Below are 19,246 nucleotides of genomic sequence, written 5' to 3'. Positions count from 1 at the left end.
ACGATAAACGGCCTATTCAAAGCTGAGGTCATTCATCGCCGTGGCCCCTGGCGCAGCTTTGAAGCCGTCGAATATGCCACCCTCGAATGGGTCGACTGGTTCAACAATCGCCGCCTGCTGGAACCTATCGGGAATATCCCGCCCGCTGAGGCAGAAGCAAACTTCTATGCTGCTATGGAAAGATCAGATATGGCCGCGTAACTAAGACAATTCAGCCTCCGGCAAACCCGGCGCGGTTCAGTGGTGGCCGAACGGATTGCGCGTCTCTGTGTCCAGATCGGCAGGTCATTTCGGACGAACAACTCGGCCAAATCCTTGACAGAGCGGCAATCCGTGAACCCTGTCTTGAACCTTCATAGGTGGAACCAGACCCCGCGAACGACATCAGCTATGGTGTCATCCAATGATCGATTTGAACTGACTAAAGAGACCGGAACACCCGGAAATTCTGCGACCGTCTCGATATCTCGCCGGCGTCGAAGGCTTTGGGGATCCGGACCATCGCGCTTGTTCCGTGATGCATCTCGGGCAAGGGTTGTTTCGATGGGGGCAACCAGCCGGATTACGAGATCAGGTTGCGGCAGGTTTTCGTAGAATCGACGTTCGCGACGCATCAGGACAGATTTCAGTCGCGACCCGGATGCCGCGATCGCCGCATCGCTGAACGGACTGCTGTCAATCGCACCGACCTCTAAGGAAGGATACCTATCTGCCACTACAATTGTTCCCTTCGTCGCGGCGCGGTGACTTCGCAAGAGCTGGACCCTTCGGTCATGGGCCAGCAACAACATCCTTACAATGTAGACGAATGAGTAGCGCATTTTATTTCGGCGATCCAATGTCTGATACTCTCCGGAACGTTCCCCGGGCAGCGCTCGCCGGAGCAGCGGAAGAAACAGACGAAATGGAGCCGAAAGTAGCGTGGCCGGCGGTTTGCCCACATGGATGCGATGCAGATCGAGCTGGGTGCCAAGGTGGGAAGAAAGCGCAGCGCCCAACGTCGATTTTCCGCTGGCTTTTGGTCCCACAAAGGCGATCATCGCACCGCCTGCGACCAAGCGCCGAGGCCGACGACGACGCAAGCGGCAGGAGATCAGAAGAACAAGGCGCCACAGACGCGACGCGACCGCGGCCGTGTGTCCTAGACGTCGCCAGCCCCGAAGCCGCCAGCTTAAACGCAGGCCCAAGCGTACGCGTTGCACCAATGCCGCCGGATCGGCGATGGCGGTGCATAATTCATCAAATTCAGCGCCTGACGCATTGGGGATCAAGTCGAGCCAGAGCGCGCGCGTGGACGTGGCACTGGCGCGTTCGTGCAGCCAAGCAAACTCCTCTGCAACAGAACCGTAGTGTCTGTTCACTAGGAGAGTTTCTAGAAGGCTAGAATGTTTGAGTAGGATGCGAAGACAAAAGACCACCATCTCTGCTTCCGCTGACGGGATGGGCATGCCGCTTTTTTTGGCCGCTCCGTCCAAGAGCAACGACTCTAAGGGTAGGTGGTAGGATTTCACGAGGCTGTCGCCTGACACGATCTGGAAATAGGCGTGAACATGAACGAGCTTTAGGCTGTCAGGATCGACCGCAAAGGCATGCAGAACGCCTGGATGTCCACTGCCGAAGCGGGCCTCGGCAAGCTTAAAGCCCACTTGGGTCAAAGCCGCGAAGAATTGCTCCGCGTGGGGTCGGTACACCAGAAGGTCGAGATCGTCTTCGGCGTTCAGGCCGTCATCGAGGCGAATGTTGCTCTTCCAATGGCAATAACGCACGTGTCGGATTTTTAGCGCTTCAATCAACGCCTGAACAAGAGGGCAGGGAGCTGACAGGTCCTGTTCCATTGGTGCTCCCGGCAGGGCCGCAGTTTGTACGTTAAAAGCTTCCGTCATGTCTGACCTTGCTCCTGCGGCGGGTGAGCCAGATCACCCGCGGCTGTTGATGCCGCACGTCGGGTCAGGAACGGAACGCATGTCAGCCCCGGACGAAGATTGAGGCGGCGCTTGAGAAACCACATAATTCCGACATTCCATGCAATCAGGCTGAAAGAAAAGGCGACAGCCACGCCCATCATTCCGAAAACAAAATAGAGCAAAATCGCCGCGATGACATTGGTTGCGGCAGCCGTAATCATCAACATCGCACCTTCGCGTTCGTGCCCCGTCATGGTGAGCAGGTGCTGTTGAGGTCCCGCAGCTGCGGCAACGATTTGACCGAAAACTAAGACGATAAGAATATGTTTGGCTGCGATGAATTCCTGTCCGAACCAAGCCAGAATTATTGGTGCGCCAAAAATTAACGGGCCCGCCACGGCGATCGTTCCAAGCAAGGATAGGAGCGCGGAGCGACCGATGAGGTCCTGAAGCCCGCCAGTGTCGCCTCGGGCATAAAGGGTCGAGACGGTGGGTGCGAACAGCGCCGAAATCGACATGCGGGGCAGCGCCGCGAGCAACGCCAGGCTACTAGCGACGGCAAATATGGCGATTTCTGTTGGTTCTCCCAGAGTGCCGAGCACGATAATGCCCGTCCGCGACATGAGCGTATCGGCGAGCATAATGACAGTAAGTGGGATCGCAGGTCGCAACCAGTCCATCGGCGCATAGAGGCGTGGTGCCGCAGCAAGCTCCGAGGGCCTTCGCTGCGAAAGAAAGCGATGTAAGACCCAGAGCATGACAAGCGCCCCCGCCAGCGCCGCCAGTATTGCGGTAATGGCATTCGGGCTACCGATACCGCTCACTACCGCGAGGCTAAGAAATGCGAAGGCGAGGGTGTCGCGCAGAATGCGCTCTGGTAGCATGGCTGCGATAACGCCGCCAAAGGCGCGTACCGCCGCCGCGCTTACGAGGCGAAGCGCCAGAAAGGGCACGATTACAGTCCCTATCAGCAAGGCTCGACCAAGCTCGCTGCCCACCCCATAGAACAGAAATGCTAGCCCGGCTGCCGCTGTCGCGACCACCGTTCCTGCGATCGCAGTGCCCACGAAAGTAAAGCGTATGACACCGCCTGCTTTGGGCCAGTCTGCGTCGACTTGATAGGTGGGCAGCAAACGAAGCAGCGATACATGGAATCCCAGAGTGGAAATGTACCCCAGAACAGTGGTCCATGCGATCACGTAGGCGTAGGTACCGAAGCTTTCCGCACCGATCAGCCTCACGGTGCCAAGCTGAACTCCGAGGCCGATGCCTGCTCCGGCTACAAGAACAAGAAATGCGCGCGAGCTGGTTGTGAATAAACGCGTCCCGATAAGGGCTTCATGCCGACGCGGTGCGGGGATCTTGGCGTGAGCGTCTGGCTGGCCCCCATTCACCGACAAGCCGCCTTTTCAGAGGCGGCAATACGGTATGAAAGTACCGCTGCGATGATGGCTGAGACGGCTTCCTCAAGACCGGATTGGTCCTGGCCGGACACGTGGAGCACCGTGCACCTGCGGCGCGCCAGTAGGTTTTCGATTAAGTCGAATACTTTGACTAGAGACGGGTTGTCTTCTGCAGAACGCTCAAAAAATCGACCGCCGGGGGTCTGCTGCAAAAGCCTCTGCCGTAGGCGCGCCTCTGTGATTTCGGGAGCAACGTCGACGCGTACCAAAATCTGCGGCAAGGGCACGAGGTCCAGCGCCTCTGCCAGCGTTCGTTTTTCGATGCTGCCCGAATCCAGCGCAAGGCCGGCAATGGCGCAGACATATCCTTGATCCTGAAGCGATAGCCCATTGCTGGGCTCTGCCGCGAGACTGGAAATATACCGTCGTCGACGCAGACCGGCCAATTTTCCGGGCAGGGGCATCAGTCGTAGCAAGGAATACGAAATCGGCTCCTTCCACCCCGCACCAAGCAGCCCGAGCAATGCGCTGCCGAGCTTTGCGGCGCGTGACCCTCTGGCGGGCCCTCTGGTCAACCGCCGGGGCATTAGACCGGCACTTGCTGAGGATATTTCCCCCGGGCGTGCACTGATCGACAGCCGTGCCGGAAAACCGCGTTGGGCGCATTCTGCAGCTACCGCTAAGGCCAACGTGGTCTTTCCAGAACCCGGGGTGCCAATCAGTTCGACGACACAATTGGGCAAATTTTGATCGGTGCTCACAAGTTGCGCGGTCGCGAAGAAACCGGTGGAACGATTCACCGTGCTCCGGACCCTGTCAGGCTCGGACTGTCGATATGACATCGCCAACCGGGTGGGGGTCTGCATGCGGTCTCCGTTGAACAGATGACCCTCTACCGAACGTTTCGTAACGGAGAGCGTCTTGTGAAGGAACTGCGCCGCCTACGCGGTGATTCCGATACCAGTCAGACTAACGTGACAATCCTCGTCCGTTAATGACGCAAAGGGGACAACGCGCGTGGGGCATATGTCGCCCTTTGACCGAAAAGGGTTAGCCGCCTACCCACAAGTACAATGTCCCGACCGGCATCGATGCGCCATGCTGGCTTTGCGCTTTAGCTGAAGCCCGATCGGAATGGTCGCGCGCTTTGGTGAAGAAGGCGGTTCGGTTGTTTGGGATAAACAGAATGGAAAAAGCAATAAGTCGAGTCATCGCGCAACTTACGGACCAAGCACGGTCTGATCTCCATCAGTGCCGTCATGGAGGTTAGTATGTCCCGGTTTCCGCCGCATATAGACTTGAAGCGAACGTCCATATGGCTTGGCCTTGCCTTGCTTGCAGTTCCACAACTCGTGCCGCCGGATCTTCTTCAAGGCATAGACGAAACCGTGCAGCGCATGACGACGTTCTTTGGCCTTGGTCTTCTAGTTGCGGGGACGTTCCGACCGTCCACGTTGCCAGTGGTCGGTCTTGTCGCGATTGCCGCAGCCAGTGAACTTCTTCTCACTGTCTCGCCGGGCCGGGGTGCGCGCGGGGAAGAATTTGTTTGGAACGTGGCCAGCGCACTCACTGCGTTGACCTTGGTCTGGACATGGTGGGCGTCGGTCCGCCGCGGAGCTGTGGCGTCCGTCTCGATTGTCTTCGGTGCGGCCGCAGTCTGGTTGTTAGATGTGCCGGACGGCCTTGCAACTGGGTGGACCTCTGCGCGGGTCCCACTGCACTACACGGTGAATCATGCCAAGGATTTCCCGGACGCGGCAGCCATCGGCTTTAATTTGGCAGACGTCTCGTCGGTTGGTGCACTTGACCTCCTGCCGGACGGCGCCAAGGGCGTTCTCTGGTTACGCAACGGCTACAACCTCAAATGTGTTTGGCAACGCCCCGACGAGGAGGTGGTGGAAATCGTGCAGAAGGCGCGCGATCACCCGAAGTTCAGCGGAATCTACTTCATCTCGGACACACCGCACCCGTCTATTTGCCCGGACGGCCCGCAACGGATTGCCGAACGAACCGCCCTTATCCACAAACACGATCCCAATGGGCGCTCCTTCATCGCGGTAAGCGGTGGGCACAAGTTCCCGGAAGAATTCGCACAACTTGCTGATGCCGCTGATCTGATCGGAGTGGTCGTTTATCCGTGCAATTCCAGAATAGGCAAGTGCCAGCCGGACAAGATCAACGAGCGTGTCGGCCGCGCCTTCGATGCCGGGATACCCAAGGAGCGACTGGTGCCGGTCTTGCAAGCATTCGGGCAGGCCTGCACAACAAATGAAAATCCATATTATCAATTGCCGACGGTCGAAGATATGCATGAGATTTTGCGTGTCTGGGACGAACTCCTACCCCCTGAATTTCGCCCTTTCGACATGACCTATTCTTGGGGTGGGCAGGAACGGCACGCTTGTCCCAATCTGACGATGGCGGATGGCGTCGACTATCCTGACCTTCAGGCCGTTTATTCTGACTATTTCAAAAATATGAAGCAGTAGCGCCTCGGCCGTCGGCCTGTTCGATGATTTACAGCGGTCCGCCAGCCGCAAACGATAGAGGGCTTAGAATGACAGCGCATATTCTCTTCGTCGCCGGTGCCGATGCCGACCTGCGCCTACCTTTCATCGCCGAGGTCCGTAAAAGCGGTTTTCGGGTCAGTGTGGCCGCCAGTGGCGGGGCGGAGGCGTTTGCACGCGCCGGTATTGATTTTGAACCCTTTCCTTTCGATCGCTTCATCTCGCCGCTCAGCGACTGGCGCGCGATCGGACGTCTCGGCGCGATTCTCGACCGGATTCAGCCCGATCTTGCGCAGGGGTTCGACACAAAGCCTTGCCTGATGCTTCCGGTTGCGGCAGCTCGGCGCGCAACTCTTTCGGTGCGGACAATTTGTGGCCGGGGATGGGTCTATTCATCGCGGTCGCCGCTCGCGATGACTGCTCGCCTAGCCTATCGCTTACTGCACGGTTTTGCCGCCCGAGACACGGATGCCACTGTGTTTCAAAACGACAGCGACCGGGCGTTTTTCCAACACCACGGCATGGCTGGGCGCAACTGGGTCGTGATCCCCGCTGGTGGTGGCGGCATTGATCCGGACGGCTTCGATCATGCGATGGAGCGCGCGCCGACGCCCGAAACGCTGCGCGCAGAATTGGGCCTTGGCACCGCCGAGGTTGTAATTACCGTCTCCCGGATTACCCGGCAAAAGGGGATAGGCACGCTTCTGCAGGCGGCAGAACTGGTGCGACAACACCGCCCCGGCATACGTTTTCTGCTGGTTGGTCCGCGGGACAGCGAAGGCCCGTTGGCAATCACCAAGGCAGAATTGGATGCCCACGCGCCGACTGTCATCGCGACGGGCCCTAGAAGCGACATTCCCGGATTGCTCAGAATGGCCGACCTCTTCGCGTTTCCGACCGAGTATTCTGAAGGCGTGCCGCGGGTACTGCTTGAAGCAGCTCTGGCCAATCTACCCATCGTTTCGACCAGTATGCCGGGATGTCTGGAAGTCGTCGAACACGGTCGAACCGGTCGGCTGGTTCCGCCGGGTGACCCCGAACTGCTGGCCGGCCAGATCCTCAAGGCGCTCGCTGACCGGTCGCAAAGCGCCGTTATGGCTGCCCGCTTGCCGCCGTTCGTCCGCGAAAGGTTCACGGTCGCCGCCGGTGCCGCGCGCCATGCGACCCTCTATCGGGAGCTTATGAAGGGCCGAACAGGTCCTGTTGCGGCGACTCCGCAGCGCGACCCCGATCCGGTCGAAGCCGCATCGGGATGAAAGGCACCGAGCCGGACCAATTGCCTTTGTGGCGGAACAGCACAGGCCTTTCTCCCCGACGCATGGGAGCTGGACGGGAGACTATGGCATGACCGGGATACTTCTGGCGCTCGGCTTGGTAATGACCGCTGCGACGCAGTTTCGTATGGGCGGCCTCCCAATAGGGCCTGGCGAACTGTTGCTGCTCGGGTGGATGGGAATCGCTGCGATGCGATACGTCTTGCTGGCCCAGACCCTGCGACTGAGTTCGGCTTTCAGGCGGGTGTCGATCTTTTGGCTAGCCATGGTTTTTAGCCTGTGCGTCGGCATGATCATGGGGCTCGCCGTGGAACCCTTCCAATTCTACTCAGGCATCCTTCGGGATGCTGCTGCGTATAGCTTGGTGCTGATCTTCAGCCTGCTTGTCACGCTCAGCCTAGAGGACGCGACAGAGCGGCGTCGGGTCATCTGGAACCTGGTTGTCCTAGGTAGCGCGTCGTTGACGCTGCAGATCGCCGATGGCTTCGGCTTGGTCCCGCTGCCCGGTGTGACGGCTTGGTACTGGGACCGCTTGCGGGGCTGGGCAGAGAACCCCAACCAGCTCGGGTTCTTCGCACTTGTTGTAACGCTTCTTGGTATCCATCTTGCGGAAAGCGCTCGGAATGCTTCGGAAACACTGCGGGCGATCGCGTTTGCCGTGCCACCCTTCATTGCAGGGATCATGAGCAAAAGCGACAGTTTCATTATCGGGATAATGCTGTCCGGGGCGCTGTTCGTTACGCTCAAGTCGATCATCTGGATCCGAACCGACGACATGGCGCCGACTTTGAAGGGAACGGCAGTGGTCCTTGCGCTTCTGGCGCTTCCCTTGACGATAGCGGCCTCCGTTCCCTTTGCCTCTGCAGCGTTCGAGAGGTTCGAGGAAATTTCGGAGGGGGTGTACGGCGAAAACGACCAAGGAGAGGTCCGACTCCACCTCTGGGCCGAAGCGGTGGATAAAGGGCTGGAGGCGAAACTACTGGGCTTTGGCCCCGGACCGCACTTGACCAGCAAGTCATTCAAGCGTCCGCCGCCGAACAAGTTTGAGGTCCACAACACGTTTCTCGACCTGTTCACCCAAGGCGGGATTTTCAGCGTCATGGCTTTTTTCTGGATCACGGGCTTAGCGGGTATCGGTGCCGCGCGAGCACAGGCGCCAGCTCTTGCAGGGCTTGTCGTCGGCCTTCTTGTTTTTAGCATGTTCCATTATACGGTGCGCCACCCGATTTTTTGGTTCGGGATCGTGCTTTGCCTGCTCGAGGCCGCGCTACAATCTAAGAGAAAGTCGGCCCGCATCCCCAGCCCGGTTCCGCATCCGACCCGCCAGTCTGCCTCCTGAACAACCGGGAAAAGTGTCTCTGAATACGGCACTTGTGCATTTGCAAAACGCCCGCCTGCGCCTGAGTGCTGCGAAGGCGGGCCTGTGCGGTGGCCTCACGCCAGGGCAAAATCCCCCCGATACCAGCCGTCGCCAGGATCGATCTCGATTAGGCGACCGTCAGCTTCATGGCTCCATCCGTAATCGGCCACGTAAAGATGCGTTTCGCCCGATCCGTCGCTTGCAGGCGCGAGTTCAATATCCTTGACGTTGACGCGACGGTTCAGATCCGAGGATCTGGCCCCTTCGAGTATGGTGATTTCGTCCAGAATTGCCCCGTCGCGATCCAGCTTCCAGATGCTGGCACTAAACCCGCCGCCCACATAAAAGACTTCCTCGTCGGAGTCGTAAGCCAAAGCCTCCGGGTCTAGAATCTCGCTTGACAGCACAAAGGAATCCACAAGATGTGTGCCGCGCTGGTCGACCTCTATGATCGTGCGGTCCAGTCCGTTCACGATAAAAAGATTCCCGGTGTTGGCATCGAACGCGATATCTTCGGGATCATTGCCGCCAAGGGCAAGTGTGTCGAATTCCCACAGAACTTTCCCTGGCTTATTTGGGTTCACGGCGAATACCCGATACTGGTCGTCATCCGTGATGAAGAGGGTGCCGCTCTGGGTGTCCATCGCTAGACCCGTCGCCTCATCGGTATATTTTAGGTTCGAACTTGATTTCAGGGTTCCATTGAGATCGAGCGTGAATAAGGTATTTTTTTGGAGAAACGGCGCTTCGTCGACCTCTGAATCGGCCATAATTAACCGGTTTGAGAACGGATTATAAGCAATGGCAGAGGGGTCAGTCATGCCAAGAGGGGCCGTGGCGATCTCATTGACCACTCTTGCGCCTTCGTCCGCAATCATTCCAATCGCAATTGGCGTGTTGATCGCCAGGGTCGCGCCAGTGGCCGCAATCCGTGCGGAGTCGATCCTGAGAGAGAAGGACTCAGTTCCCTCCAGAGCAAAGTCGTCGATGATATCAATCGGAACATAGGCTGTAGTCGATCCGGCGGTGAGCAGGACATCTACGGACGAAACGGCAACAAAGTCTTCGCCACCGATCGCTGATCCGTCTGCGGTGCTGTAGGTCAAGATCACATCGTCGTTCAGCGGCTGCGAAAGGGTGAGAGCGAAATAGATCGATCCAGTGTCTTCTGCCGCGGCAGTCGAATTCAAGGCGTGCGCGGATGCGCCCACCTCCTCGCCGACGGCGATAATCTGATCCGCCGTGACGACGGCCGCAGCATTCAGTAGCGTAATTCTGAGTGCTTTTCCTGCACCAGCACCATCTGCATCCCAGAGTAGCTCGGACTTGCCGAAATTGAACACGAACTGGCCATGTCCTACAGAGGTTGCTGCGGTGCCAGCGACGAAGTAACTGGCGTCGAGCACACCGTTGGTGAAGCCAGCCCCCTCAGACAGGCCGAAGTCGGCGGCGTAGATCCCGATCTTGTCCTCTGTCTCCAGATCATAGATCTTGTCCCAGGCTCCTACTTCGGGCCGCAGCACGAAGGTGTCTGCCCCCGAACCGCCATAATAGTAGTCCTTACCAAGACCACCGACGAGCATGTCGTCGCCGTCATAGCCGTACATCGTGTCGTTGCCCGCACCCCCGAACAGGATGTTGTCGCCATTATTACCCTTGATATTGTTGCCTAGGTCGTTCCCGGTGCCGTTGATATCCGCGTTGCCGGACAGCACTAACTTCTCGACAAAAGCGCCCAGCGAATAACCGATTTCGCTTGTCACAGTGTCCACGCCGCCATCATCTTGACCCGGTGTGGTCTCTTCGCTGACTATGTCGGCGGGATGATCGACGCGGTAACTGTCATCACCGGAACCACCATACATAGTGTCACGTCCTTCACCCCCATCGAGGAGGTCATTTCCCGCCCCCCCGAAGAGCTGGTCGTCGCCGGCCTTGGCATAGATTCGATCTCTGCCGCCGAGACCATAGAACCTTTCTGGCCGACCTGATCCGATCATATCTTCGTCTGCATCGGTGCCAAAAAAGTCAAAAACATTCTGTTGGCTTGCCATGTCGCGCCCCCTCTTACGGTTGCCCATGCCTCGTCACCTTCTGTCACGCTCCTTGCGCAGATTCTGTCGCAAGAGAATCTCGCTTCGTTGAGCATAGCTCCTCAGCTCCTCCAGTTTCCGACCATTTGGGGTGATCTACCCGATGCATGAGGGGGATCCGCTGGCTTTGCGGGAGGGGACGTCGGTGAGGCTAGGGCCTGTTGCGTGTTGATTGTCATTGAGAACTGACCCAGCTTTGTTCCTGAGATTTGACCCTCCCGAATGTTATGGTTGCTGCTTCATGGCTGGGGCAATGCTGTTTTCTCCTTGCGCTTTTGTTTCGTGTTTTCTGAACTGGCTTTGAAGCGATAGCTGTCATTGCCGGTCTCTAGGATGTGACACCGGTGGGTGAGTCGATCGAGCAAGGCGGTGGTCATTTTGGCGTCTCCGAACACCGCGGCCCATTCGCTGAAGCTCAGATTGGTCGTGATGATGACACCGGTGCGCTCGTAGAGTTTGCTGAGCAGATGGAACAGCAGTGCGCCGCCCGGTGAACTGAACGGCAGGTATCCAAGCTCGTCGAGGATTACCAAATCGGTCTTAACCAGCGCCTCGGCGATCTTTCCGGCCTTGCCCTGTGCCTTTTCCTGTTCAAGCATGTTAACCAACTCGACGGTCGAGAAGACGCGTACCTTCCTTCGGTGATGTTCGATGGCTTGGACCCCAAGTGTCGTGCTGGAGGCGTGCCTCCAGCACGACCGCGACATGGCTTTTCCCGGTGCCCGGTCCGCCGATCAGCACAACATTCTCAGCCCCATCCATAAATTCGCAACGATGGAGTTGTCGGACCAAGGCTTCATTGATCTCGTCGTCCATCGGGCTCAGACCATGTATGGATGGCACCGGCGGGGCAAGGGCGGATCGGTCAAGTCTGGCTTTTGGTCAATTGCGGCCATGTATACGGCGTCTGAATTGCAGTTCACTGACTGCGCGCCCTGATAAGTTCCGCGGTCGCGCAGGTCTCAATCGTTGCGCTGGAAGCGCACCAGAGGAGCGACGGCGCGCGCTGCAAGGCGCTTCGGTTCGAACCGGATGTCCTTTGCGATTTTCCCACCTTTTGCCATCATCTCGTCGCGCCGGGGCGCGCAGTCAAGGTCGGGCACGCCTTTGGCGTGACGCACTTGCCTTTCTGTCGAGGGTCTTGTCCCCCGGTTTCGTTCAGGCGGCCAGGGTCACCTTGAATTCCGTTCCGTTCTTCAAAAGCGCGTAGACCGTCCGGGCCATGCGATTGGCCAGCGCGATGGCCGCCTGCTTGGGTTTGGTGCGCTGGATGATCTTCCACAACCAGTCATCACCCGGTTCGCCGCGGCGGCGGGCGCTGACTTGGGCCGTCATGCTGAAAGCGTGCGAGCCGCACGACGCGCCGAGATACAGCAGCCGTCGCAGGTATCGGTTGCCCATTTTGGAGATGCGCCCCAATCGTTCCTTGCCCCCGCTGGACTGGGGCTTTGGCGTGAGACCCAGCGTCATGCCAGAGGCATGCTTTCAGCATGACGCCGACAGATCCCGTCCTGACTTGAAGTCGGACACCTCAGGCAAGGATGCCACCATAGCGCTGGCCGGGATCGGGCCGATCCCTGGAATGGTCTGCAGGCGGTGCGCGGCTTCATTCGTGTTTGCATCCATATGCACATCTGCTGTCAGGTCCTCGATTTTCCTTTGCGTATCAACCAGTTGCTCCGCCAGCAGGTTCAATGCTTTATGCGCTGCGATGGGAGAATTCGTTTTGTCACAAGCTTCGATCAAACGCCCGATGTTTTGGATGCCCTTGCGTATGACGACACCAAACTCACCGAGATGTGCGCGGATTGCGTCGTGCTGTAAGCACGCCTTTGGCGTGACGATCTGTGTCTGCTGACGCACCAGAAACTCGCGCGCGTTGTGCTTATGGCGCACCTATGGTGCGGCGTGCCTGACCAAATGGCCGGTGGTCGCCTCGGACTTGATCGGCACAAACCGCATCGTGCGGGCAGCGCGCTTAGCAGCGTGACGGTCGTGGGACAGCTTCGCAGATCGCTTCAGCATCGGCCGCATCAGTTTTGCCGCGCTTGACGTAACTCTTCACATAGCTTGGTTGCATCAGTCGAACCTCATGTCCCAGCTTTATCAGCTCACGCGCCCAGTAATGCGCGCTGGAGCAAGCCTCCATACCGACCAGACAGGCGGGCAGTTTCTGGGAGAACGCTAGCATCTGTCTTCGCCGGAGCTGCCGCCGCAAGACCGGTTTTCCAGCCTCATCTACGCCGTGCAGCTGGAGAACAGATTTTGCCAAATCGACCCCGATCGTGGTAATCTCGTTCATGGATGGCTCCCGTCGTTGGTGACTGTTTACAGCACCCAATGTGGCACATTGAGATGCCAGAAGCGGGCGCCTTCCACCCCATCAATGGCGGACAAGATCTCGCTGTCATAGATGCCGCGGTTCGGAATACCCCCGAAGTCACGAAAGGCATGCCAGTGCGCGTCGAACAGCATTTCATGCGTCTGCAGCAGATAAGCCCGCACTAGATAGGCTCGGCTATGCGATAGCTTGGTATGGGCAACCTGAAACTTGGTGCGCTCACCGCCCACGTCGTGCCGAGGGCGCGCAGACCGGGCGCGACCCTAGTCTTCGCTCCAGTCGAACTGGAAGGCCTCGCCGGGTTGAAAGACCAGAGGCACAAATGTACCGCGCCCCGTCGTCTGCTCTGCACGCTGCCGATCCGCACGCCATGCCCGCACAAAGGCTGCGACCCGTTCGTAAGATCCGTCAAACCCAAGGACCACCAGATCAGCATGCATCTGTTTCGCCGTGCGCCGGTCCTTGCGTGATTTCCGCGGGCTATGTTGCACAAACCACGGAGGGATTCATGTCGTGAATACAGTGCGGTAACTGGCCCTCATGAGCAAACCGACATCACCTACCTATAAGACGACGAACTGGGCTGATTATAACGCAGCGCTGAGGCGCCGCGGATCACTGACGATCTGGTTCGATCCCGAGATGAACTGGGATGCCGAACCTTCCGGCAAGAGGGGCAGATCGCGGACGTTCAGTGATGCCGCGATCCAGACTTGCCTGACCATGAAGGTGCTGTTCGGGATGGCGCTGCGTCAGACGACGGGCTTCGTCGAGAGCCTGCTGCGGCTGACGGAGCTGGACTGGGTCGTGCCTGACTTCAGCACCATCTGCCGACGGCAGGGGACGCTTGCGGTCAACATCCTGTATCGCGACTCGAAAGTCCCGCTGCACCTGTTGATCGATAGCACCGGCATCAAGCTCGAGGGCGAAGGCGAATGGAATGCGCACAAGCACGGCGGCCCCAAGCGACGCGTCTGGCGCAAGATCCACATCGGTATAGACGAGCAAACGTTGGAAGTCAGATCGGTTGAGATCACCGGCAGCAACACCGGGGATGCACCGATGTTGCCCTGTCTGCTCAACTAGAAATTCGCGACATGCTCGGAGAGTAGAGCAATGATGGGTTGCATAACCAAGCTTTTCTTCATGAACTGTTGAAAGCCGAAATCGCCATCGTATTTCTCATACGGATCTTTGCGCAGATTAAAGAGTTTGGGCATCGTGTGGCTGACCATATCTTCATAGTACTTGCCACCGGGTTTGCTTGCAAAATGCATCTTCCAAGGGCCGTCCCGCACGGCCGACAACCCAGTCTCATAGTAGTAGAAGAAATGATTCCGCGCGGAGTCGTCGGTATTCCCCTCCCAGTAATCAAGGTTATTGATGCCGTCGATCATGACGTGATGGGACTCGCGCCTAAATACATGAATGGCCGGTTTCGTGAAGCTGCGACGCGGCATCTGACCGGCGGGCGAGTGTCCGTTGAGGGCCGTGATTGCCAAGCGACCATGCTACAGATGTGTGAGGTTCCGTGCTGCCTCCGAGGTCCGCTTGGAGGCCAAAAGACGGATGATGGACACCGAAAGAACATGCTGGCCGTTGCATCATTGGCGGATTTGCCCTGTTCCTAATTTTACTATTTGCCCATGAGGGCCTAAGATCAGCCAACCGACTGGCGAGTGACGTCAACCAAACTTCAAGAAGGCGTCCCCATGGCCACCAAAACGAAGCTGCATCCCCGTAATCAACATGCAGAAGGATACGACTTCGTGCGTTTGGTGGCGCAGACACCTGAACTTGAGGCTTTCACGGTCAGTAATCCAGCCGGTCAGTCGACGATTGATTTTCAAGACGTTAGGGCGGTCCGTATGCTTAATCGGGCGCTGCTAAAAACCCATTACGATATTGATTTTTGGGATATCCCTAGCGGCTATCTTTGCCCGCCAATTCCCGGACGAGTCGACTACATCCACCACCTCGCGGATTTGCTTGCTGACAGCAACAATCAAGACATCCCGCGAGGGCGTCACATCAAAGCGTTAGACATCGGCACCGGTGCGAGCCTGATTTATCCGCTGACGGGCCAGAGCGAATACGGCTGGAACTTCACGGGCGTCGATATCGATCTGACAGCTCTCAAGTCCGCAAAGCAAATCTGTAAGTTCAACGCGTTGAAAATCACCCTTAGGCGACAAACTGACCCTGAGAATATCTTTCGTGGCGTGATCGAACCCAACGATGTTTTCCACGTAAGCATGTGTAACCCGCCATTTCATTCGTCCATGGAGCAAGCGAATAAAGGCACCCAACGTAAGTGGGCGAACCTTGGAAAAGGGCATTCAAAAAAGCTCAACTTTGGTGGACAGAACGCTGAGCTTTGGTGTCCGGGTGGCGAGATAAAGTTCATCGCCCGCATGGTTGAACAAAGCATGGAGTTCGCCGACCAGTGCCTGTGGTTTACCTCGTTGGTGTCGAAAAAAGATAACCTGCAGCCACTCAATCGGATTTTAAGGAAAGCCAAGGTTGCTGATTTTAAAGTCATTGAAATGGCACAGGGGCAAAAAACAAGTCGTTTTATTGCTTGGACTTACATGAATAGAAACCAACGTCCCATGTTTTTTAATTGAGCTGAGAAATTTGGGACCCTTTTCCGAATTCCTGCAATGCGGCTAATGCCTGCGACGAAGAGGCGGCAACGCGGCATCTGATCGGCATGCCTATGTCCGGTGAGGTGAAGGTTTTCTGATGCGGGTCGGGCCGGAACGTTGCGCACTGGCGGGACCACGACCCGCGTTGGAAAACCTCCCAAGGTGGAAGCCGCGGGGGTCTTGTATCCGTCTATGGGGAATGTGTGCAGTCGGTAGGTGCGACCGTCGCATCAGGGGGGCGTCGGAACGTGCGCATGGTGCCCGATACGCTCGCACACTCGGGTGAGGATGCCGCCAAAGCTGTGTGTTTCGGTGTCATTGTCGTCTCGTACGACGCTTGAAATGAACAAGCACACGTTTTTTGGACCAGGTCTGCGGATTGCAACTGGTGGGTTTCTGTGACGACTGACAGGCGATTTGTCATGCGGCCCGCTCCCTCGGTGGAGCGCGAGACATCGGTTTTTGCCCGCGCCGGAAGATCTCGATGATGCGCATGGGGCCGCTGCAGGGGCATGACGCGCGCAGGATGAGCGGGGCGATCTCGGGCTCTGTTTCTGGCGCGGCGGCCTGTTCAGGCTGTTGAACGCAAAGCAAGGCGCGGATCTTGGTGATGTTGGCTTTGCGGGTCGCGTTGGCCAGCAGGCCGTAGTGTCGGATGCGGTGGAAGCCGTCGGGCAGGACGTGGATAAGAAACCGGCGGATGAACTCCGGCGTGGCCAGCCGCATGACCTTTTGGCGGTCACCACGCTTGATGCGGTAATCCTTCCAGCGGAAGGCCACAGTATCGGCATCCGCGCTGACCAGGCGCGCATTCGAGATCGCCACGCGATGAGTGTACCGGCTCAGGTAGGCGAGAACGGCCTCAGGGCCGCCGAAGGGAGGTTTGGCATAGACGACCCAATCAGTTTTTCGGAACGGGGCGAGCCAGGCGGCGAACGCCCTTGTGTCTGCCAAACCGGCCAGTTCCCCGAAGAAGGTCAGTTGACCGGCCCGGTGCAAATTCATCAGCCCTTCCAGAAACAGGCGCCGGAACAGTCGTGACAGAACCCGCACATCCAAGAAGAACCCTGGTTTGCATGCGACCCACCTGGTGCCGTCGGGTGACAGGCCACCGCCGGGCACGATCATATGGATGTGGGGATGATGCGTCAGCGCTGATCCCGTCGTGTCGAAGACGCGCCTCTGGCACGATGTATGCAGCACGCTGGTCATGCCCACCCGCGCGTCCAGAGAAATGCCCGAAAGTTGGTGACGGCGCGGTCAGGCGGCGGTTTGAAGTTGCTTGATGCCGTCTCTGATTTCAATCCCCTGAACGATTTCCGGCAGGCGGTTTGCGCCGTCGAGTTTTCGCCATTTGGCTTGGGCTGACATCATCAGGCGGAATGCCATGGCGAGCCCGGTTTTCCGGCTTAGGCATCCCTTCGTCTTTCCTGTGCGATGGCGGACGGTGGCGAACATGCTCTCGAACGGGGTGAAGGGCGACACAGACTTGATCCTGTGGATCAAGTTAGCCCTGAACGGGCGGAGCCCCGGCTCGAGGTCCGGATGTGCTTCCAGTGTTCCGCCGGGTAGTCGTAGAAGCTGAGCAAGACATCGCGGTTTTTAACCAATTTGGCGACCGCCTTGTCGTTCGCCCACTCTCTCGGACGGGTCGCGTTCGCGGGCTCACTTCACGCGGTAGGTTTCCACAAAGAAATCGAAGGCCGTCTCGGCTTCGGCTTTGGTCTCGGCCTGCCAAATATCATGCAGATGCCCCTTGGCTTTGGCTTGCAGCGACTTTGGCGTCGTCCACTGGTTGCTTGAACCCGTGGCGCAACCAAGACGACCGTTGAGGACATTGCCGGTCTTGGCGAGCCAGCACCCTTGCTCGCGGGTCACGCCAAAGACTTCCCGCAAAGCGGCCCAGAACCCAAGCGCGCCATCACCGATGGCAAGATCAAGGGCCCGGGCAAGGCCGCGGCGCTTCAGGTCGCGCAACAGCTCGCGCCAACTCTGGGTGCTTTCACGGAAACCGTCGGTGACACCTAAAACTTCTTTGCGGCCCCATTCGTCAGCGCCGACCACCTCTGAACACATTGTTGGTCGGGAAATCGATCCCCCGGATCAATTTTTGATCCTCCTCACTTCCTCAGCCATCCTTGGCTGGAAGTAAACGCCATCCGCCCAGATATAGACAAAACGCCGGGCGCTTAGGTCCCGGTGCCGCCAGCGTTCATACTCCTCCCACCAGTCGGCCTTGAGCCGTGAGATTGTCGTCGAAGACAACCCTGCCGCGCTCGGACCAAGCAAGGCGGCTAAGGCCTCTTGGAAATCGCCCATGGAAATGCCTTTGAGCTTGAGGCGGAAAAGCGAGGCATCCAGTGGATGCATCGCGCGCCCGACGCCAGGGAAGCAGCTCCTCGATGGATTTGGCCTTGCGCAGGTAGGGTGGCAGGATCGACGACGTGAACCGGATCTTCTCGGCCTCAGAACCCCGGCCCGGAACGCGGGGCTCCTTCACGGCGACAGGGCCGATCCCGGTCATCACCTCACGTTCCGGCAAATGACCATGCCGCACCAGTCGTGCCCGACCGTCTTCTGTGGTCTCGCCGGCATGGGCGCGGAGTAGCTCAGCCTCCACGGCTTGCCTGATCCATCTGGATTTTCACCCGATCCGCCGACCGAGTTTCTTCGGTCGGGTGCGCGCAACCTGATCCAACAGGCCGTGAGGATGCCCTTCAAATACAGCCACGGCAGCGCGGCTTTGATGGATTTGGACTTGCGGACATAGGGCGGCACAAGTGCCGAGCGGAACGTCACCGGCTTGCTGTCCTTCGCGCGCACCTTCGGCACTTTCACCGTGACCGGCTCGATCCCCGTCTGCACGGTGCGCTCAGGGTGATACCCGCTGCGCACAACCGCCGCGCGGTCGCCAGATGTCCGGCGCTCGAAAAATTCAGCCAGAAAGGCATCCCTCTCAGCTTCAACAGCGGCCTGGAGAAGTTCCCGATCCCCTTTTCGCAGAAGATCAGTCAGAGGGTCCGTGACAGCGTCTCGACCTGAAAATTCGACGATGGTAGTCTCGTCCATGATGGTGGTGCTCATTTGGTTGGTGGCTTGTGTCGCAACCACAAACCAACCAGATGCACAGCCGTCATTCAAACCGCCCGGACACCAGATTCACCCATAGCTCTTTTAACTGCCAGCCTGACACAAACGCTCGTTTTTGACACGTCTAGAGAGGGAATCCTTCTTCGCTGCCATAAACCCCAATCAGTTATTGAAGGGTTCTGCCTCGCTGGCGATAGCAGCCATTCGTAGACATTACAGCATCGGCTTTCCAGACATGGACGGCCTTTACCGGCCTTCAACGGACATTCGAAGCATAGGCCTGCGCCGCAGTGCCGCTACACCAAAGCCGCCACTGGTGCATTGTGCAGCATTATCGTGGTGTAGATGACCGCAGTGCGGGACATTCTGGACGTTCGCATTTATGATGCTGGACATGTCAATCACTCTAAGGACGCCCCATGACGATCACGCGCGAAGATGAACTGGATGGCCTGAAAGAAATCGGCCGCATCGTCGCGAACACGATGCACACGATGGCTAAAGCGTCCCGCCAAAAACCTGAATCGCGAGGATTCCCACGCAGCTGATTTTGTGATTCATCCTGTTTGGGAGGATGGATCATGTCAGCACCTTTGCCAGACGCGCTTCGGGCGCGGTTTCAGCGA

At 58.0% G+C, this 19,246-nt stretch carries 12 protein-coding genes and 7 pseudogenes; 7 read left to right on the top strand and 12 right to left on the bottom strand.

The window, feature by feature from the left end; all coding sequences use genetic code 11:
• Positions 1-201, top strand: a 201-nt coding sequence (locus BV911_RS16915) for an IS3 family transposase (RefSeq protein ID WP_139840022.1), incomplete at its 5' end; no start/stop codon positions are given.
• A gap of 152 nt (positions 202-353) precedes the next feature.
• On the opposite strand, the gene BV911_RS16910 is transcribed toward BV911_RS16915, so the two are convergent.
• The 3 genes from BV911_RS16910 to BV911_RS16900 form a co-directional block, all read right to left on the bottom strand.
• Positions 354-1,883: a hypothetical protein gene (locus BV911_RS16910; protein WP_139840129.1), complete on the bottom strand. Its 1,530-nt coding sequence runs from the start codon at positions 1,881-1,883 to the stop codon at positions 354-356.
• Positions 1,880-3,145 carry a polysaccharide biosynthesis C-terminal domain-containing protein gene (locus tag BV911_RS16905; protein ID WP_240512327.1) on the bottom strand — a complete coding sequence of 422 codons (1,266 nt, stop codon included), beginning with the start codon at positions 3,143-3,145 and terminating at the stop codon, positions 1,880-1,882. Before BV911_RS16905 ends, BV911_RS16910 begins: the two co-directional genes overlap by 4 nt.
• Positions 3,146-3,294: 149 nt before the next feature.
• A complete protein-coding gene (locus BV911_RS16900) occupies positions 3,295-4,173 on the bottom strand; it encodes a hypothetical protein (RefSeq protein ID WP_086054773.1) in 879 nt (292 codons plus the stop codon).
• Between the two features lie 405 nt (positions 4,174-4,578).
• On the opposite strand from BV911_RS16900, the gene BV911_RS16895 reads away from it, so the two are divergent.
• The 3 genes from BV911_RS16895 to BV911_RS16885 all read left to right on the top strand — a co-directional run bounded on the left by BV911_RS16895 (position 4,579) and on the right by BV911_RS16885 (position 8,427).
• On the top strand, positions 4,579-5,796 hold the full coding sequence (locus BV911_RS16895) for a hypothetical protein (protein WP_086054772.1): 1,218 nt from the start codon (positions 4,579-4,581) through the stop codon (positions 5,794-5,796).
• A gap of 68 nt (positions 5,797-5,864) precedes the next feature.
• On the top strand, positions 5,865-7,070 hold the full coding sequence (locus BV911_RS16890; protein ID WP_086054771.1) for a glycosyltransferase: 1,206 nt from the start codon (positions 5,865-5,867) through the stop codon (positions 7,068-7,070).
• 88 nt (positions 7,071-7,158) lie between these two features.
• Positions 7,159-8,427 carry an O-antigen ligase family protein gene (locus BV911_RS16885; protein WP_086054770.1) on the top strand — a complete coding sequence of 423 codons (1,269 nt, stop codon included), beginning with the start codon at positions 7,159-7,161 and terminating at the stop codon, positions 8,425-8,427.
• 95 nt (positions 8,428-8,522) lie between these two features.
• Here BV911_RS16885 and BV911_RS16880 read toward each other — a convergent pair whose 3' ends face one another.
• From BV911_RS16880 to BV911_RS16865, 5 genes and pseudogenes are all read right to left on the bottom strand, one after another.
• The gene (locus BV911_RS16880) at positions 8,523-10,529 is read right to left on the bottom strand and encodes a Calx-beta domain-containing protein (RefSeq protein ID WP_086054769.1); all 2,007 of its coding nucleotides are present in this window, start codon (positions 10,527-10,529) and stop codon (positions 8,523-8,525) included.
• 251 nt (positions 10,530-10,780) lie between these two features.
• Positions 10,781-11,381 (bottom strand): annotated as a pseudogene (locus tag BV911_RS16875) (ATP-binding protein); the annotation flags it as partial.
• Between the two features lie 122 nt (positions 11,382-11,503).
• Positions 11,504-11,662 carry a hypothetical protein gene (locus tag BV911_RS19630; protein WP_168184114.1) on the bottom strand — a complete coding sequence of 53 codons (159 nt, stop codon included), beginning with the start codon at positions 11,660-11,662 and terminating at the stop codon, positions 11,504-11,506.
• Positions 11,663-11,699: 37 nt separating this feature from the next.
• Positions 11,700-12,843: pseudogene (locus BV911_RS16870) on the bottom strand (IS110 family transposase).
• Between the two features lie 47 nt (positions 12,844-12,890).
• Positions 12,891-13,355 (bottom strand): annotated as a pseudogene (locus tag BV911_RS16865) (IS21 family transposase); the annotation flags it as partial.
• Between the two features lie 67 nt (positions 13,356-13,422).
• On the opposite strand from BV911_RS16865, the pseudogene BV911_RS16860 reads away from it, so the two are divergent.
• Positions 13,423-13,965, top strand: a pseudogene (locus BV911_RS16860) (IS5 family transposase); the annotation flags it as partial.
• On the opposite strand, the gene BV911_RS16855 reads toward BV911_RS16860, so the two are convergent.
• Positions 13,965-14,384, bottom strand: a complete 420-nt coding sequence (locus tag BV911_RS16855) for a hypothetical protein (RefSeq protein ID WP_205963882.1) — start codon at positions 14,382-14,384, stop codon at positions 13,965-13,967. The pseudogene BV911_RS16860 and the gene BV911_RS16855 overlap by 1 nt on opposite strands.
• A gap of 210 nt (positions 14,385-14,594) precedes the next feature.
• On the opposite strand from BV911_RS16855, the gene rlmF reads away from it, so the two are divergent.
• Positions 14,595-15,509 (top strand): 23S rRNA (adenine(1618)-N(6))-methyltransferase RlmF, encoded by a 915-nt coding sequence (rlmF, locus tag BV911_RS16850; protein ID WP_086054767.1) that lies wholly within the window; start codon positions 14,595-14,597, stop codon positions 15,507-15,509.
• 441 nt (positions 15,510-15,950) lie between these two features.
• Here rlmF and BV911_RS16845 read toward each other — a convergent pair.
• The 3 pseudogenes from BV911_RS16845 to BV911_RS20080 all read right to left on the bottom strand — a co-directional run.
• Positions 15,951-16,760, bottom strand: a pseudogene (locus tag BV911_RS16845) (transposase); the annotation flags it as partial.
• Positions 16,761-16,790: 30 nt separating this feature from the next.
• Positions 16,791-18,162 (bottom strand): annotated as a pseudogene (locus tag BV911_RS16840) (IS256 family transposase); the annotation flags it as partial.
• A 77-nt stretch (positions 18,163-18,239) separates the two neighbouring features.
• Positions 18,240-18,599 (bottom strand): annotated as a pseudogene (locus BV911_RS20080) (transposase); the annotation flags it as partial.
• 440 nt (positions 18,600-19,039) lie between these two features.
• Between BV911_RS20080 and BV911_RS19255 the strand changes: the two are divergent.
• Positions 19,040-19,168, top strand: coding sequence for a hypothetical protein (locus BV911_RS19255; RefSeq protein WP_371588306.1), 129 nt, complete (start codon positions 19,040-19,042; stop codon positions 19,166-19,168).
• The last annotated feature ends 78 nt before the right edge of the window (positions 19,169-19,246 follow it).

Source organism: Pseudoruegeria sp. SK021 (genome assembly GCF_002119405.1).
Taxonomy (GTDB): domain Bacteria; phylum Pseudomonadota; class Alphaproteobacteria; order Rhodobacterales; family Rhodobacteraceae; genus Meridianimarinicoccus.
Note: the sequence above shows the minus strand (reverse complement) of the source record. Positions and strands in the feature narration are given on the sequence as shown.

What these genes read in the sequence shown, in the direction of transcription:
- BV911_RS16910 (WP_139840129.1), bottom strand. Translation starts at nt 1,883, where the DNA reads ATGACGGAAGCTTTTAACGTACAAACTGCGGCCCTGCCGGGAGCACCA.
- BV911_RS16900 (WP_086054773.1), bottom strand. Translation starts at nt 4,173, where the DNA reads ATGCAGACCCCCACCCGGTTGGCGATGTCATATCGACAGTCCGAGCCT.
- BV911_RS16895 (WP_086054772.1), top strand. Translation starts at nt 4,579, where the DNA reads ATGTCCCGGTTTCCGCCGCATATAGACTTGAAGCGAACGTCCATATGG.
- BV911_RS16890 (WP_086054771.1), top strand. Translation starts at nt 5,865, where the DNA reads ATGACAGCGCATATTCTCTTCGTCGCCGGTGCCGATGCCGACCTGCGC.
- BV911_RS16885 (WP_086054770.1), top strand. Translation starts at nt 7,159, where the DNA reads ATGACCGGGATACTTCTGGCGCTCGGCTTGGTAATGACCGCTGCGACG.
- BV911_RS16880 (WP_086054769.1), bottom strand. Translation starts at nt 10,529, where the DNA reads ATGGGCAACCGTAAGAGGGGGCGCGACATGGCAAGCCAACAGAATGTT.
- rlmF (WP_086054767.1), top strand. Translation starts at nt 14,595, where the DNA reads ATGGCCACCAAAACGAAGCTGCATCCCCGTAATCAACATGCAGAAGGA.
- BV911_RS19255 (WP_371588306.1), top strand. Translation starts at nt 19,040, where the DNA reads ATGACGATCACGCGCGAAGATGAACTGGATGGCCTGAAAGAAATCGGC.